Source organism: Sinorhizobium kostiense (genome assembly GCF_017874595.1).
Taxonomy (GTDB): Bacteria; Pseudomonadota; Alphaproteobacteria; order Rhizobiales; family Rhizobiaceae; genus Sinorhizobium; species Sinorhizobium kostiense.
The window spans coordinates 246,272-260,638 of sequence record NZ_JAGILA010000008.1 but is presented as its reverse complement, the minus strand read 5'-3'; the positions used below and the strand labels follow the sequence as shown (position 1 = coordinate 260,638).

14 protein-coding genes are annotated in these 14,367 nt (G+C 62.7%); 8 read left to right on the top strand and 6 right to left on the bottom strand.

Annotation, left to right across the window (positions count from 1 at the left end; all coding sequences use genetic code 11):
• Positions 1-178 precede the first annotated feature (178 nt).
• The 5 genes from J2Z31_RS24775 to J2Z31_RS24755 all read left to right on the top strand — a co-directional run bounded on the left by J2Z31_RS24775 (position 179) and on the right by J2Z31_RS24755 (position 4,325).
• The gene (locus J2Z31_RS24775; protein WP_209605671.1) at positions 179-1,267 is read left to right on the top strand and encodes a branched-chain amino acid ABC transporter substrate-binding protein; all 1,089 of its coding nucleotides are present in this window, start codon (positions 179-181) and stop codon (positions 1,265-1,267) included.
• Positions 1,264-2,274, top strand: a complete 1,011-nt coding sequence (locus tag J2Z31_RS24770; RefSeq protein WP_209605669.1) for a P1 family peptidase — start codon at positions 1,264-1,266, stop codon at positions 2,272-2,274. The genes J2Z31_RS24775 and J2Z31_RS24770 overlap by 4 nt, the downstream gene beginning before the upstream one ends.
• Positions 2,275-2,341: 67 nt before the next feature.
• A complete protein-coding gene (rpe, locus tag J2Z31_RS24765; RefSeq protein WP_209605667.1) occupies positions 2,342-3,019 on the top strand; it encodes a ribulose-phosphate 3-epimerase in 678 nt (225 codons plus the stop codon).
• Entirely contained in the window at positions 3,016-3,759 is a 744-nt protein-coding gene (locus tag J2Z31_RS24760; RefSeq protein ID WP_209605665.1) for a DUF2259 domain-containing protein, read from the top strand. Before rpe ends, J2Z31_RS24760 begins: the two co-directional genes overlap by 4 nt.
• Positions 3,756-4,325, top strand: a complete 570-nt coding sequence (locus J2Z31_RS24755; RefSeq protein WP_209605663.1) for a hypothetical protein — start codon at positions 3,756-3,758, stop codon at positions 4,323-4,325. The genes J2Z31_RS24760 and J2Z31_RS24755 overlap by 4 nt, the downstream gene beginning before the upstream one ends.
• Positions 4,326-4,866: 541 nt before the next feature.
• On the opposite strand, the gene J2Z31_RS24750 is transcribed toward J2Z31_RS24755, so the two are convergent.
• A complete protein-coding gene (locus tag J2Z31_RS24750; protein WP_209605660.1) occupies positions 4,867-6,411 on the bottom strand; it encodes an MFS transporter in 1,545 nt (514 codons plus the stop codon).
• A 430-nt stretch (positions 6,412-6,841) separates the two neighbouring features.
• Between J2Z31_RS24750 and purB the strand changes: the two genes are divergently transcribed.
• Complete coding sequence (gene purB, locus J2Z31_RS24745; RefSeq protein ID WP_209605658.1) at positions 6,842-8,149, top strand: adenylosuccinate lyase; 1,308 nt, start codon at positions 6,842-6,844, stop codon at positions 8,147-8,149.
• 230 nt (positions 8,150-8,379) lie between these two features.
• Positions 8,380-8,700, top strand: a complete 321-nt coding sequence (locus tag J2Z31_RS24740) for a PilZ domain-containing protein (RefSeq protein WP_209605656.1) — start codon at positions 8,380-8,382, stop codon at positions 8,698-8,700.
• Positions 8,701-8,739: 39 nt separating this feature from the next.
• Here the strand turns inward: J2Z31_RS24740 and J2Z31_RS24735 are convergent, their stop codons facing one another.
• Positions 8,740-9,549, bottom strand: coding sequence for a DUF2189 domain-containing protein (locus tag J2Z31_RS24735; protein ID WP_209605654.1), 810 nt, complete (start codon positions 9,547-9,549; stop codon positions 8,740-8,742).
• Positions 9,550-9,707: 158 nt separating this feature from the next.
• Between J2Z31_RS24735 and J2Z31_RS24730 the strand changes: the two genes are divergently transcribed.
• A complete protein-coding gene (locus J2Z31_RS24730; protein WP_209605652.1) occupies positions 9,708-10,262 on the top strand; it encodes an RBBP9/YdeN family alpha/beta hydrolase in 555 nt (184 codons plus the stop codon).
• Here the strand turns inward: J2Z31_RS24730 and J2Z31_RS24725 are convergent.
• The 4 genes from J2Z31_RS24725 to J2Z31_RS24710 form a co-directional block, all read right to left on the bottom strand.
• Positions 10,251-11,507, bottom strand: a complete 1,257-nt coding sequence (locus tag J2Z31_RS24725; protein WP_209605650.1) for a sensor histidine kinase — start codon at positions 11,505-11,507, stop codon at positions 10,251-10,253. The two genes, J2Z31_RS24730 and J2Z31_RS24725, sit on opposite strands and share 12 nt — an antisense overlap.
• Before the next feature lie 17 nt (positions 11,508-11,524).
• A complete protein-coding gene (locus J2Z31_RS24720) occupies positions 11,525-12,223 on the bottom strand; it encodes a response regulator (protein WP_209605648.1) in 699 nt (232 codons plus the stop codon).
• 36 nt (positions 12,224-12,259) lie between these two features.
• Entirely contained in the window at positions 12,260-12,802 is a 543-nt protein-coding gene (locus tag J2Z31_RS24715) for a Spy/CpxP family protein refolding chaperone (protein ID WP_209605645.1), read from the bottom strand.
• A 130-nt stretch (positions 12,803-12,932) separates the two neighbouring features.
• Entirely contained in the window at positions 12,933-14,219 is a 1,287-nt protein-coding gene (locus tag J2Z31_RS24710) for a DUF445 domain-containing protein (RefSeq protein WP_209605643.1), read from the bottom strand.
• Positions 14,220-14,367 lie beyond the last annotated feature (148 nt).

The following is a 14,367-nucleotide window of genomic DNA, read 5'->3' as shown; positions in this document are numbered from 1 at the left end:
ATGAAACCCGGTGCTCGGAGAATCTTGCCCCGGAGCGCATGAGTATGGCGCAGATGACATGATATGCACGGCGGCCACCGCAACTTTCGGACCGGACAAGGGTGGCGCCCGCGCCATCTTTTCCTTTGACGGGCGGGGCCACTGTCTTAAAACAAGGCGTGCGATAGCGGGAAAAGAGATGTTGAAATCGATCGTTACGAGCCTCTTCGTTGCTCAGATGGCAATGGCGTTACCTGCATTTGCCGCGGGGGTGAAGGTGGCCGTGGTCGCGCCTGTCGAGGGTCCGTTCGCCATGCTCGGAAAGCAGATGGTTGACGGCGCGGCCTTTGAGGCCGGCGACCGAGGGAGCGAGGTCGCCATCATCCCCGAGAGTTGCGATCCTGCCGGCGGCGACGCGCTCGCCAAAGCCCTGGTGGCCAGCGGAGCCGAGGCCGCGATCGGTTTTCTCTGCACCGAGAGCCTGGAGGCGGCGCTGCCGGCCCTTGCCGAAGCCGGCATTCCGGCGATCACGCTCAGCGTGCGCTCGGACATCCTCATGGAGGATGCGCTCAAGAAAGAATGGCCGCTTTACCGGCTCGCCCCAAACGGCAAGGCCGAAGCGGCGGCGATCACCGAAATCATCATCGCGAACTGGAGGGACAAGCCGCTCGCGTTGATCGACGACGGAACGATCCACAGCCGAGAACTTGTCGAAGGCGTTCGCAATGCGCTCGCCGAAATCGGGATCACGCCAGTCTTCACCGACACCTACCGTCCGGCTCAGGAACAGCAGGTAAGCCTCGTCCGCCGACTGGCCAAAAGCGGTGCGACGCATGTGTTTACCGGCGGCGACCGCAACGACACGGCCGTGATCGCGCGCGACGCGAAAGCTGAAAATGTGCCGATCACCCTGATCGGTGGCGATGTGCTGAATGCGGCCGACCTCAACGTGCCGCTGGAGAATGGCGTCTTCGCCGTGACCGTTCCCGATCCTGCGCGGTCGGGCGAGGCAGGACCCGTGATCAAGGCGATGCGCGGGGCCGGTATTGAACCGGACGGTTACGTCCTCCCGGCTTTTGCCGCGGTCTCGCTCCTCGAGCAGGCAAAGGAGCAGGCGGAGAAGGACGAAGGCAGCCTGGCGGATGCACTGCAAAAAGGCCCCTATCGCACGGTGCTCGGGCCGCTCCGCTTCAACAAGGCGCATGAGCGGGCCGAAAGCCCGTACAGGCTGATGCAATGGCAGGACGGCCGCTTTGTCGATGCACCGATGGCCGAGAGTAGCGAATGATGCGCAAGGGGCCGAGCAACTCGATCACCGATGTCGCCGGGCTGCTGGTCGGGAATGCCGAGGACGATCGGGTGAAATCAGGGGTCACCGCCGTGCTCTGCGACCCACCGGCGACCGCGGCGGTGGCGGTGCTCGGCGGCGCCCCCGGGACGCGCGAGACCGATCTGCTCGCCCCCCATAATACCGTCCAGTCCGTCGACGCGATCGTGCTTTCCGGCGGCTCCGCCTTCGGCCTCGACGCCGCGTCAGGCGTTCAGGCTGCGCTTCGTGAGTTGGGCCGGGGCTTTCCTGTCGGTCCGCACAACATTCCGATCGTTCCGGCGGCCATTCTCTTCGACCTGATGAACGGAGGCGACAAGGGCTGGGGGCGTTTCTCCCCCTATCGCGAGCTCGGCTATGAGGCTGCGCGCACGGCGGCGAAGGCCTTTGCGACCGGCAGCACCGGTGCCGGCACCGGGGCACTGACGGCCACCTTCAAGGGCGGGCTCGGCACCGCGTCGACGGTGCTTGCGAACGGCATCACCGTCGGCGCGCTCGTCGCCGTCAATGCCCTCGGTTCAGCGACCGTTGGCGATACGCGGCATTTCTGGGCGGCCCCTTTCGAGCTCGAGGACGAATTCGGCGGCCTTGGCCTGCCCTCCCCCTGGCCAGAGGACGCCACTCTGCCGCGCCTCAAGTTTCGCGAGGCCCGGACCGGAGCTGCCAATACCACTATCGCCGTCATCGCCACCGACGCCGTCCTCACCAAGGCGGAGGCGAAGCGCCTGGCGATTTCCGCGCATGACGGATTCTCGCGAGCGCTCTGGCCGTCCCACACGCCTCTCGACGGCGATCTCGTCTTCGCGCTTGCGACGGGTACCAGCGGCAGGAAACCCGTTCTCGAGGATTTCATCGATCTCGGCATTGCGGCCGCTGCCACGATGGCACGAGCGATAGCGCGCGGCGTTCACGATGCGGCTCCGAAGGAGAATGACGTGAAACCCGCATGGACCGCAGCCGGGACATGATCGCAGCTGTAGTGTTGTTTGCGCAGCCGCGGAATGTTATGGGCGCGAAAAAGAACGGAGGCTGTTCATGTTCCACCCCATTCGCATCGCCCCGTCGATCCTGGCGGCCGACTTTTCCAAACTTGGCCAGGAGGTTCGCGATGTGGTCGAGGCCGGCGCCGATTGGATTCACCTCGATGTCATGGATGGCCATTTTGTGCCGAACATCACCTTTGGGCCGGACGTGATCAAGTCACTGCGTTCGTACACGAATGCGACGTTCGACTGCCATCTGATGATCTCTCCGGCCGATCCCTTCCTCGAAGCCTTCGCCAAGGCCGGCTGCGACATCCTGACCGTGCATGCGGAAGCCGGACCGCATCTCCATCGGTCGCTGCAGACGGTGAAAACGCTCGGCAAGAAAGCCGGTGTTTCGCTCAATCCGGCGACGCCCGAAAGCGCCATCGAATATGTGCTCGATCAGCTCGATCTGATCCTGGTGATGACGGTCAATCCCGGATTCGGCGGTCAGAAGTTCATCGGCGCGATGGAAGAGAAGATCCGCCGGATAAAGGCAATGGTCGGGGATCGGCCGATCGAGATCGAGGTGGACGGCGGCATCACACCGGATACGGCCGGAATCGTCTCCCGGGCCGGCGCCAATGTCCTCGTCGCCGGCTCGGCGGTCTTCAAGGGCGGTTCCGTCGAGAGCTACCGCGGCGCCGTTGACGCGATCCGCGCCTCGGCGGACAAGGCTCGCGGATGAGTCTGCGCTCGGCAATTGCATCTACGGTCCTGATGGCAGCGACGATCGCCGCGCCTCAAGCCCTTGCCGGTGACTACGCCAACTTTCAACCGATCGGATTTTCGTCCGACGGCAAGGTCTTCGCCTTCGAGGAATACGGCGTCGAGGACGGCTCCGGCTTCCCCTATTCGACAGTCTATCTCCTCGATACCGGCGCGGACAGTTTCCTGCCCGGATCCCCCGTCCGCGCGCGCGACGAAACCGACGGAGGCACATTGCAAAGGGCCCGTCGCGACGCCCGCAGGCGCGCGGCACCCTTGATCGATGCCTATCGGCTCGCCGACACGCCCGGCACGCTTGTCGCCTTTAACCCGATTACCGAGGTGGACGCCGATCCGCATAGGCTGCGCTACGCGTCCTTTCCGGCCGATGCGCCGTTCCGAAAGACATACCGGCTGGAAATCAAAGAAAAAGCATTTGCCGCCAATGGGATTTGCAAGGATCTTCTGGAGACGATCAAAGGCTTCAGCCTCCTAATGACCGAGAAGGCCGGGGAGCCGGCATCGGACGTTCTCCACGACGATGCGCGAATTCCCGAAAGTCGCCGTTGTCCGACCGGCTATCGAATCGGCGGCGTCGTCACCCGCGTGAACGACGACGGCTCCGAAGTGCACGTAGTCATGGTCCTGGTGCTCTCACTCGGATTCGAGGGAACGACGGACGGGCGCTGGATCGCGGTCCCGACGTGGCTCGCTCGATGAGCGAGGAACCGGACGACCGCTCGCATCTGCTTTTCCCTGTGCCTTATCGGCAGCGCCTTCGTCGCGCAGTTCCGTCCCTATCGGAGATTCTCATCGGCGGCCCCGTTTGGGCGCTCTGGATGGCACTCTCGGCCTGGCATGCGCTGTGGCTGCGCGAGCATGATGCCACCTTTCACCTGCAAAGCGTGCTTTACCTGTACGCTCTCGGCGGCTTCATCGCGTGGCCACTTGCCCTTTCCGCAGCTCGCTATGTCGCACGGGATCGCGCGGTCGAGACCCGCTTCGCCGCATTCCTTCTATGCCTGGCTGTCGGTACAGTCGCGACGACGGGTTTTCTGTTTTGCCTCGATTACCGGATGTTCTATTCGCAATGGCACGCGGCGGCCGGATCGCGCATGTGGTTCTTTCAATTCATCGTCACGTCGGTTTCGGCGTTCTATCAGTTCCTGGTGCTCGGCTTGAGGCTCTACCTGCCGCTCGGTGCCATTGCTCTCGTCCTTGCGAGCCTCTGGCTGGCGCGGGATGGGGAAAGGCGCGCGCGGTTTTCCGCCCGCATCCCGCGCTAAGAGCCTTTCCGGGTTAAATGGAAACATTCTGCCGGAGCAGGTTTTCGTCAGGGCAGAGGCGATTGCCGCAGGTCGTACCCCGAGGTACGGCCGAGGCGATCGCCTCTGATCCTGGCGGAAAGATGCCCGGCCACTGCACGTCTCCTTGAAGCGATCTCGCTTCAAGGACAAAGACATGCAGCAATTCAAAGTGCTACAGCGACCTTCGCGCGTCTGATAAGACGCGCGGCGCTGTAGAGGTTGGCTGAAGCGGGCGGCCTGTTTGTCCGGCTGGCTACTGCATGTCTCCTTAAATCGACCTCGATTTAAGGACAAAGACATGCAGCGCTTCAAAGCGCTACAGCGACCTTTGCGCGTCTGATAAGACGCGCGGCGCTGTAGGCCGTATGCTTTGGCTACGCCGCGCGCCAGCCGGGCAAACATTCCGCTCCGCTTGAGCCAACAGAATTGTTTCCATTTAACCCGGAAAGGCTCTTTCCTGTTATCAGACGCGCGGCGGTAACACTTTGGAGCGCTGCATGTCTTTGAATTGCCCCGAGCCTCAATGAGGGGACAAAGTGCTCTCTTCGACGTGGGCTGTGGCATATACCCGCCGTGCGATGATCGCGAGAAGAAGGAGCGTCACCGTTGCAACAACGCAGCATACGGCAAAGCCAAGCGAGAATCCGCTTTTCGCCGCGTCCAGCCAGACAGCTGTAGCCGAACCCGGCATTGACTGAGCTGTTTCGACCGCGCCGGCAAGAGTCTCAGAAACAGCCTCGGCTTGCACGGGCGTGAGGTCGCTAAGGTCGGCGCGGTTCATCGCGATTCGATAGATCAGGGTCGCCAAGCTGCCCAGCACCGCGATACCCAATGCGCCTCCAAACTCCGCACTCGTCTCCGATATGGCCGAAGCCGAGCCGGCCCGTTCGGGCGGTGCAGTCCCCACGATCAAACCGGTCGTCGTGAGAACGACGGGGACGAAGCCGAAGCCGATGACCATGCTGGAAGCAAGGACGCCGACCAAGCTCTCGGCGTAAGCGGCGACAGCCATGGCGGCGGCTCCCACTGCATTGATTAAAAGTCCGCCGAGCACGGTTCTGACGGGTCCGAAGCGGTTGGTGAAACGGTAGGCCTGAAACGACATGACTGCGAAGACGAAGGCCGATGGTGCCGACCAAAGTGCAGCCTCAAGCGGTGACAGACCGAGCACGAGCTGCAGAAAGAGGTTCTGAAACAGAAAGACGCCGAAAACGAAGAAGACACCGGCGAGGTTTACCATCAGCGATGCCGTGAAGGCCGGCACCCGGAAAAGAGCGGGGTCCACCAACGGGTCGGTGAGGCGCCGCTGGCGCCGAACAAACAGAAGGCCGACCAGAAGCCCCAATCCGATGGGTACGAGTTGGGCAAGCTGGAACCCGTCGGCAGCCATATGCTTGACGCCGTAGATGATCGGCAAAATTGTCGCGAGTGAAAGCACCACGCTCGTCAAGTCGAGCCGGCCAGCGTCATTATTCCTGTATTCCGGCAGCAGAGAGGGAGCGACGACCAGAAGCAAGAGCATGACTGGTACGTTGATCAGAAACACCGATCCCCAATGGAAATACTGTAGCAGAATTCCGCCGATGAGCGGGCCGACGAGACCACCGAGCGCAAAGGCCGCGCCCCATATGCCGATCGCCCTGTTTCGCTCGGCCTCGTTTTTGAAGAGATTGACGATGAGCGACAGCGTTGACGGCGCAATCGTCGCACCGGCGATGCCGAGCAGAGCTCTTGCCAGAATGAGTTGCCCCGCGGTGTTTGAGAAAGCGGCGAAGACGGATGCGACGCCGAAGGCAAATGCGCCCATCAATAACACCCGCCGGCGGCCAATCCGATCTCCGAGCGTCCCCATGGTCACGAGAAAGCCCGCAACCATGAAGCCGTAGATGTCGTTTATCCACAGCAGCTGCGATGCGGATGGATCGAGGTCCGCGACGATCGCGGGCACAGCGAGGAACAGCACCGACAGGTCCATCGAGTAAACCAGGCATGCGATCGACAGGACGCACAGTCCAATCCACTCGCGGCGGCCTGCCTGCTTAGGCGTGTGAATAGTCTCGGCCATGGTCGTCCTCCCGGAAGCCGGCGGAGATTCCCCTGAATTGCATGCATTGACAAGTGCAATTTCCGGGACACATCCAACTTTCGATCAGGAGAACCAATAAGAGATGGCGTTACCGATCCTCCATCACCGACGTCATTACCTGCGATCTTCCCCGGCCGGGCGAACATCCGCACTGCCAGCAAATCACGCGTCTTGGAAGTTGCGACGTTAAAATCGGATATGCGCTTGAGGAGCTTGATCATTGGAAGGCGGCGGAACGGAAAGTTCATGACCTTTTGGAATGCATGACTGAATAGATCTCGAACCGGGTCGATCCGACCTGGAATCATCGTGATCTGGTCCGCTCGGACGGGCGTCAATGGCGTTGAGCTTACCCGCCATCTTTGCTAGAGGCACAGCCATCCTTCACTGACGACGAAAGCATAAGCCCATGATCCCCCGTTATTCCCGGCCGGAAATGGTGGCCATCTGGTCGCCGGAAACGAAGTTCCGCATCTGGTTCGAAATCGAGGCACACGCCTGCGATGCCCTGGCCGAAATCGGCGTCATCCCCAAGGAGGCGGCAAAAACCATTTGGGAAAAGGGTGGATCCGCAAAGTTCGACGTGGCGCGCATCGACGAAATCGAGGCGGTCACCAAGCACGACGTCATCGCATTCCTGACGCATCTCGCCGAATTCGTCGGCCCGGACAGCCGCTTCATACACCAGGGCATGACCTCCTCTGATGTTCTCGACACCTGCTTCAACGTCCAGCTCGTCCGAGCGACCGATATCCTCATTGCCGACATCGACAAGCTGCTCGAGGCGCTGAAGCGCCGCGCCTTCGAGCATAAGGATACGGTGACGATCGGCCGTTCACACGGCATCCACGCGGAGCCAACCACCTTCGGCGTCAAGCTGGCGCTAGCCTACGCGGAGTTCGACCGCTGCAGGGAGCGCCTTCTCGCAGCCCGGGAGGAGATCGCGACCTGCGCCATTTCCGGCGCTGTCGGCACCTTCGCCAATATCGACCCGCGCGTCGAGGAGCATGTCGCGAAGGCACTCGGGCTGAAGCCGGAACCTGTATCGACCCAGGTCATCCCGCGCGACCGCCACGCCATGTACTTTGCAACGCTTGGCGTCATCGCATCGTCGATAGAGCGGCTTGCGACCGAGATCCGCCACCTGCAACGCACCGAGGTGCTGGAAGCGGAGGAATACTTCTCGCCGGGCCAGAAAGGCTCCTCGGCCATGCCGCACAAGCGCAATCCGGTGCTGACGGAAAACCTGACGGGCCTTTCCCGCATGGTCCGCGCCTTCGTCGTCCCGGCCATGGAGAACGTCGCCCTCTGGCACGAGCGCGACATCTCGCACTCTTCGGTCGAACGCATGATCGGACCCGACGCGACGGTGACCCTCGATTTCGCGCTGGCGCGCCTGACCGGCGTCGTCGACAAGCTCGTCGTCTATCCCAAAAACATGATGAAGAACCTCAACAAGTTCCGCGGACTTGTCCATTCGCAGCGTGTGCTCCTCGCCCTCACCCAGGCCGGCGTATCGCGCGAAGACGCCTACCGCCTCGTCCAGCGCAATGCCATGAAGGTATGGGAAGAGGGCAAGGACTTCTTGGAGGAGCTGCTGGCTGACCAGGAGGTCCGTGCGGCGCTCTCGGCCGAGGACATCCGTGAGAAGTTCGATCTCGGCTATCACACCAAACACGTTGACACGATCTTTCGCCGGGTTTTCGGCGCTTCCTGATCGCCACGGGCTTGCCGCTTCTAGAGCTTTGCGCGTCTTTTCAGACGCGCAAGGTCGCTGTAGCTCTTGAATCTGCGCATCGAGCTTGCCGAACTCTCCGATTTCGGGCCGATGCGATGAGATTTCGCCCGTCTCCGAGCGCTTGCTTCAGATGCGGGCGATTTCATTAGCGTCTTTTCAATCAGTGCGTGAAAAACTTCAGACCTTTCAAGTCAGGTTTGGAGGCATCCATGACCCTTAGGCAGAGCGTGCAGCGCGCGTCCGAGCGCGATCAAACCAAGATAACCGGAAAGGTTACGTGCAAGACCGGATCGACCAACGGCATCGTGAAAGATCTTTCGGCCGAGGGAATCTGTTTTCAGCTCCTTTTCGACATCGGTCTTAGCAGCGGTCAGGAGGTGACGATCGACAGCGAGGAACTCGGCCGTCTGACTGGGATCGTGCGCTGGTGTCGGGGCGACAAGATCGGCGTCAAGCTCAAGCTGTCATCGAACACGGCTGCGCAAATCTCTTCCTATTACAAATTTTTCCGCGGCACAGACGTGCGGTGACCGGCCTGACGCCGGCCACCATCTTCCGAGCGCAAATGCTTACGGTCGCGCCGGTTGGGGGGGCTCCACCAGCTTCCGATAGAGGTGCCAGGTGGCGTGACCGAATATCGGCATCACCAGGGCTAGGCCGACGAAAACCGGGATCGAGCCAATCACGAGGCCGGCGGCAATGATCAACCCCCAGGTCGCGACCGGTATGGGGTTCGCGAGCGTCGCCCTGATCGATGTCTCGATCGCCGTAATCGCGCCGACGTCGCGGTCGAGCAGCAGCGGGAAGGTGACGACGCTGATCGACAGCACCACCACCGCAAAGACGAAGCCGACGAGATTGCCGACGACAATCAGATTCCAGCCCTGATCCGTGCCAACGATGTTGTTCCAGAATTCGGAGATCGTCGCGGGCGGGGTGGGGCCGAACATCGTGACGTAAAGGCCCTGGGCCACCAGCAGCCAGACGATGAAGATCACGAACAGGAGTCCGGCGACCGCCAGGATCGACGGTATCGCAGGATGACGGTGCAGCCGCCAGGCGTGCGGCCAGCGCGCGTCCATGCCGAGTTCGCGCCGGCGGCTGATCTCATAAAGACCGATCGCCGCGACGGGCCCGATGAGGGCGAAGCCGGATGCCAGCGGATAGAGCAAGGGCAGCATGTTCGCGCCCGCGCTCCATGTCATCAGGACGACACCGGCCACGGGATAGATGAGACATAGAAAAACATAATGCGACGGCTTCTCGCGGAAGTCGTCCAGACCGAGACGCAACGCATCGAATACATCTGCAATGCCAATCTTTCGTATCTCGGGTTGAACGCTCTCCTGCGCTCCCGAGAGAACATGGAAGGTTGTCATGGCTCACACTCCTCAACGAACCAGAGCGGCCACGGACCCGCGACAGCGGCAAAAATGGCCGCTGTCGCCGCGACCGCCGCGTTCGATTATACAGAAAATGCTTGCCCTGTCGCCTGCGCCTTGACTTCGGCGCTTTTCGCCTCCAAATCGCGCCGATCATGAAGGTTTCCGAAGCAGATATCCTGATCGTTCCCGGCTACACGAACTCGGGGCCGGATCACTGGCAGAGCCGTTGGGAGCGCAAGCTCTCCACCGCCCGCCGCGTCGTTCAGGCGGAGTGGGCGAAGCCGGTGCGTGAGGATTGGGTGGCGCGGATGGTCGAGGAGCTCGATGCCGCGGCAAAGCCGGTCGTGATCATCGCCCACTCACTCGGCGTCGCGACGGCGATTCACGCGCTGCCCCAGAGCAAAGCAAAGATCGCGGGCGCCTTTCTCGTGGCTCCGCCGGATGTCGATAACGTGAATATTCGTCCGAAACACTTCATGACCTTCGGGCCCTATCCGCGCGATCCCCTGCCCTTTCCATCGCTTCTGATCGCCAGCCGCAACGATCCGTTCGGTTCCTATGAACATGCGGGCGACATCGCCAATGCCTGGGGTTCGCTTCTGATCGACGCCGGCGAGGCCGGTCACATCAACTCCGAATCCGGCCATGGCCCCTGGCCGGAAGGCGGCATGGTTTTCGCCCAGTTCCTGAGCCGCTTACGCGGCTAGACCGGGGTGCACTGGAAGCGTCACGACGAACGAGGCGCCGCCGCCGGGCGGAGTTTCGTAGCGGACCGCGCCGCCGTGGCGCTCGGCGATCTGGCGCACCAGCGCCAGCCCCAGACCCCAGCCACCCGCTGCCTCGCTACGTCCCGAGGGCCGGTAGAACGGCTCGAACAGGCGAGCGCTCTCGCTTTCCGGTATGCCAGGGCCGTGGTCGCGGACCCTGAGCTCAACCGTGCTCTCTGTGCGTGACACAGTGGCCGTGACAGGCGGGCCGCCATGACGCAGCGCGTTTTGCATGAGATTGCGAACGAGCCTGCCGAGCAGGCGCGCATCGCCTGTGACAGTCGCGGGCGTACCGGAAACCTCGACGCCGTTGCGGGCGCCTTCTTCCGAAACAACGGCCAGGAGGTCGACGGGCTCGGGCGCATCGAGCTTCTCGACATGATCGAGCCTGCTCGCCAGCAGGATCTCCTCGACCAGCGTGTCCAGCTCGGCGAGGTTGCGGACGACCTCCTCCTTGCGTTTCGCGTCCGGCGCCTTCTCATAAAGGTCGATCGCGATCCGCAGCCGCGCAAGCGGCGATCGCAATTCGTGACTTGCATTGGCAAGCAGTGCGCGGTGCGACTTGATCAGCCGCTCCACATGGTCGGCGGCCTTGTTGAAGCTCTTCGCCACCGCCGCCACCTCATCGCTGCCGTTTGCCGGCACGCGGGCCACGAAATCGCCCCTGCCCCAGGCATCCACGCCCGCGCGCAAGCGTTCCAGGCGGCGAGTCAGATGACGCACCACCGGATAGGCGGCAAGACCGATGACGCCGGCGATCAACGCGAGATAGGCAAGCGGATTGCGGCCGACCGGGCGGAACGGTCGCTCCATGCGCGCCGCCACTGCGCGACCGTCCGGGAGTTCCGTCACCATGGTGTGAAACGTGCCTCTGCCATGGCGCCAGGGCCGCTCGCGAATGTCGCGCGGGAGCGGCCGTCCGGCACTCGCAATCAGCCGCCCGCCCCGGTCGTAGACAGCTATGTCCGCGCCGAACGCCTTTGACAGCCGCTCCAGGGTCGCCTCGACGGACCGCAGGTCCATGTCGGGCGGAATGAGCGCGGCGACGAACTGCGCGCGTTGGCTCTGCCAGCTCAAGTCCTCCTCGCCCCTTCCGAACCAGACGAAGGCGGCGCTTGCGACGGCGACTGCAGCAAGGCTCGCCAGCAGCGTCAGGTAGATTTTCAGGAACAGGCGGCTGCGCATCCTTCTGGGCCTCGAATCTAATGCATGTCGTCCTGGAAACGGGCGAAGACATAGCCAACGCCGCGGACGGTGATGATGCGCCTCGGGTGCTTGGGGTCACTCTCGATGGCCGCGCGGATGCGCGATATGTGGACGTCGATGGAGCGGTCGAAGGCGTCCAGCTCCTCGCCCTTGACCGCGTCCATCAACTGCTCTCGGGACAGCGTGCGGCCGGCATTTTCGGCAAGCGCCACCAGCAGGTCGAACTGGTAGCTTGTCAGCGCACATTCGCGGCCGTCTATCCTGGCCGAACGCGAGCCCGGATCGATCTCCAGGCGCCCGAAGCGGAGGATCCGCGAAATCCCCGCATTGCCGTTTCGGCGGCGCAGGATCGCCTTCAACCGCGCCAGCAGTTCGCGCGGATTGAAAGGCTTCGGCAGATAGTCGTCGGCCCCGAGTTCCAGGCCGATGATGCGATCCATCTCCTCGCCCTTGGCGGTCAGCATCAGGATCGGCACATCGGAGACGGCGCGCATGCGCCGACAGGCCTCGAAGCCGTCAAGGTCCGGCAGCATGACGTCGAGTATAACGACGTCCGGTAAAAGGCGGCTAAGCTCGGCAAGACCCGCCGTGGTCGTTGCCGCGGTATGGACGGTGTAGCCGTTTCCGGAGAGATAGTCTGCGAGCATGGCGGACAGGCGCGTGTCGTCGTCAACTATCAGGACCCGTTCCGCCATCCTTGCACTCCGTTCAGCCGCCCGTCCGACTCACTCTTACCACCGGCCGCGGCCGCCACGCTCCTTCAAATGCTCGACGAGCTTGGTGCGCTGCTCCGGCGTCAGCACCTCGGCGGCATCGAGGAGAGCGGTCGTCATCTTGCGCGAGGCCTCGTCGATGGCCGCGACGCGCTCGCTGCGCAGCTTCTCGGCGGCGGCGCGGTCGATGGTCGACTGCCCGAGAAGTTCGATAACCTCTTCACGCGTCTCGCGGAAGTCCCGGAATGTCGGCCTGATCTCGGTGCGGGCCTTGTCGATGATGTCCCAGAGCTTGTCTTCCTGCTCTGGCGTCGCGTCGAGTTCGTCAAGCACGGAGCCGATCCGGTGTTCCATAAAGCCACCCCCCATATGCGCGTGCATCATTTGGCCGCCGAAACGGCCCATGCCGAAGCCGAAATCGTCGCTGCGCGCGGCGGCATATCCGACCGCGCCGACAACGGCGACGGCCGCGAGGCCGCCGATCGCGACGCGCCGCCCCCATGCTTTCGAAGCCGGTTCGCCGACGCTCGGGCCTGGCAGGTTCTTGTCCTCGTTTTCCATGGTCAGTCTCCTTTCACTCCGCAGCACCTGCTGCAATGGAAGAAAGCTAACAGCCCAATGTTTCGAGCCTTCCCGGCAGATGTAAAGAAATGTAAAGCCGCCGCGCCACGCCGCCGGGCGCAAGAAGCGGTCAACCCAAAATCTGGGATACAAGGAAGATGAAGCAGCCTGCGAGGGCGCCTACGATGGTCCCGTTCATTCGAATATACTGGAGATCGCTGCCTACGACCAATTCCAGCCGATCCACCAGCGTCGGAGTGTCCCAGCTTCTGACCACTTCCGAGACGAATGTACCGATCTCGTGACGCCACGAGACCAGGTAGGCGGCAAGTCTCTCCAGCAGCGCATCTATATGCTTCAACATGGTCTCGTCGGCCGCAAGTGCGCGACCGACCAGCAGACAGATTCTCTCCACCGCGTTACGGACTTTCGAGTTCGGCCGCGAGAGGTCTTCCAACATAACGCGCGATGTCTCATGCCAGGCCGCCGCGATCCACGCCTGCAGCTCCGGGTGTTCCAGGAGCCGGTTCTTGAAAGCGTTGATCTGCTCGCGCTGCTCCGGTGAATTGATCAGGTCGTCGATAAGCCGATGGAGCGCCTCGCGGAATTTCAGCCGAACGTCGCTGTCCGGTTCGCGCAGTTTGTTCAGGAGATCTGCGGAGCCGGTAACGATCGCATCCGCGATCTTTCGGTCGATGGTCCGGGGAATCCACCAGCGGCTGCGTTCCCTGACCAGGTCGAAGATCTGCTCGCGGTTTTCCTCCAACCATTGTGCCGCGACCCCGAGGGCGCGCTCGAACAGCACGTCCGTTTCGCCGCTCGCAGTCAGGACGTCAATGGCACGCCCCATGACCGGTGCTATGTCAGCCTGACGCACCTGTTTGCCGAGGCTGCGTCGGGCAAAGTCCTGCAGGTCCGCGTTGTCCAGGGTGCGGATTACGTAAGGCAGCGCAGAGACCACGGCTCCCGCGAGTACCGGTGCGGTCGACGGCGCCGCAAGCCAGGTGGCAAAACGCTGCGCCATGTTGGCGCTCCTGAGCTTTCGCACGAGCACCTCTTCTGTCAGGAAGTGCCGTTCCAGGAAGCGGCCCAGGGTTTGGCCGATGCGCTCCTTGCTCGTGGGCACGATCGCCGTGTGCGGAATCGGAAGGCCGAGCGGGTGACGAAAGAGCGCGGTCACTGCGAACCAATCGGCGAGACCGCCGACGATTCCCGCTTCCGCGGCAGCCCGCAGCAGCCTGACAGCAAAGCCGGGCTCGGGGACGAGATGGGTGCCCAGGAAAATCGCCACCATGGAGAGCAGGAGGGATGTCGCCAGCAGCCGATTGCGCCTGAGGCGGAGGCGAAGGCCGTCCTCGGCGTTCGACGGCATTGGCGCGCGGGGCGCTTCGAATGGCTGCGAGAGATCCGGGGGCATGGCTAAACCTCTTCACATCGAACCGGGGTTCCGAGTATTGCAAACAGCCAATCTAGCGCAAAAACAGTGGTTGCCATGAGCAATGCGGCAGGGCCGGCTGTGTCATGTGAGCCGACCTCGGGAACAGAGCGAGGATTGCAAGCCGACC

Excerpts from the sequence above, each read along its gene's own strand:
- J2Z31_RS24760 (WP_209605665.1), top strand. The coding sequence starts at position 3,016 with ATGAGTCTGCGCTCGGCAATTGCATCTACGGTCCTGATGGCAGCGACG.
- J2Z31_RS24725 (WP_209605650.1), bottom strand. The coding sequence starts at position 11,507 with ATGCGCAGCCGCCTGTTCCTGAAAATCTACCTGACGCTGCTGGCGAGC.
- J2Z31_RS24755 (WP_209605663.1), top strand. The coding sequence starts at position 3,756 with ATGAGCGAGGAACCGGACGACCGCTCGCATCTGCTTTTCCCTGTGCCT.
- J2Z31_RS24710 (WP_209605643.1), bottom strand. The coding sequence starts at position 14,219 with ATGCCCCCGGATCTCTCGCAGCCATTCGAAGCGCCCCGCGCGCCAATG.
- purB (WP_209605658.1), top strand. The coding sequence starts at position 6,842 with ATGATCCCCCGTTATTCCCGGCCGGAAATGGTGGCCATCTGGTCGCCG.
- J2Z31_RS24770 (WP_209605669.1), top strand. The coding sequence starts at position 1,264 with ATGATGCGCAAGGGGCCGAGCAACTCGATCACCGATGTCGCCGGGCTG.
- J2Z31_RS24775 (WP_209605671.1), top strand. The coding sequence starts at position 179 with ATGTTGAAATCGATCGTTACGAGCCTCTTCGTTGCTCAGATGGCAATG.
- J2Z31_RS24720 (WP_209605648.1), bottom strand. The coding sequence starts at position 12,223 with ATGGCGGAACGGGTCCTGATAGTTGACGACGACACGCGCCTGTCCGCC.
- J2Z31_RS24740 (WP_209605656.1), top strand. The coding sequence starts at position 8,380 with ATGACCCTTAGGCAGAGCGTGCAGCGCGCGTCCGAGCGCGATCAAACC.
- J2Z31_RS24730 (WP_209605652.1), top strand. The coding sequence starts at position 9,708 with ATGAAGGTTTCCGAAGCAGATATCCTGATCGTTCCCGGCTACACGAAC.
- J2Z31_RS24750 (WP_209605660.1), bottom strand. The coding sequence starts at position 6,411 with ATGGCCGAGACTATTCACACGCCTAAGCAGGCAGGCCGCCGCGAGTGG.
- J2Z31_RS24735 (WP_209605654.1), bottom strand. The coding sequence starts at position 9,549 with ATGACAACCTTCCATGTTCTCTCGGGAGCGCAGGAGAGCGTTCAACCC.
- J2Z31_RS24715 (WP_209605645.1), bottom strand. The coding sequence starts at position 12,802 with ATGGAAAACGAGGACAAGAACCTGCCAGGCCCGAGCGTCGGCGAACCG.
- rpe (WP_209605667.1), top strand. The coding sequence starts at position 2,342 with ATGTTCCACCCCATTCGCATCGCCCCGTCGATCCTGGCGGCCGACTTT.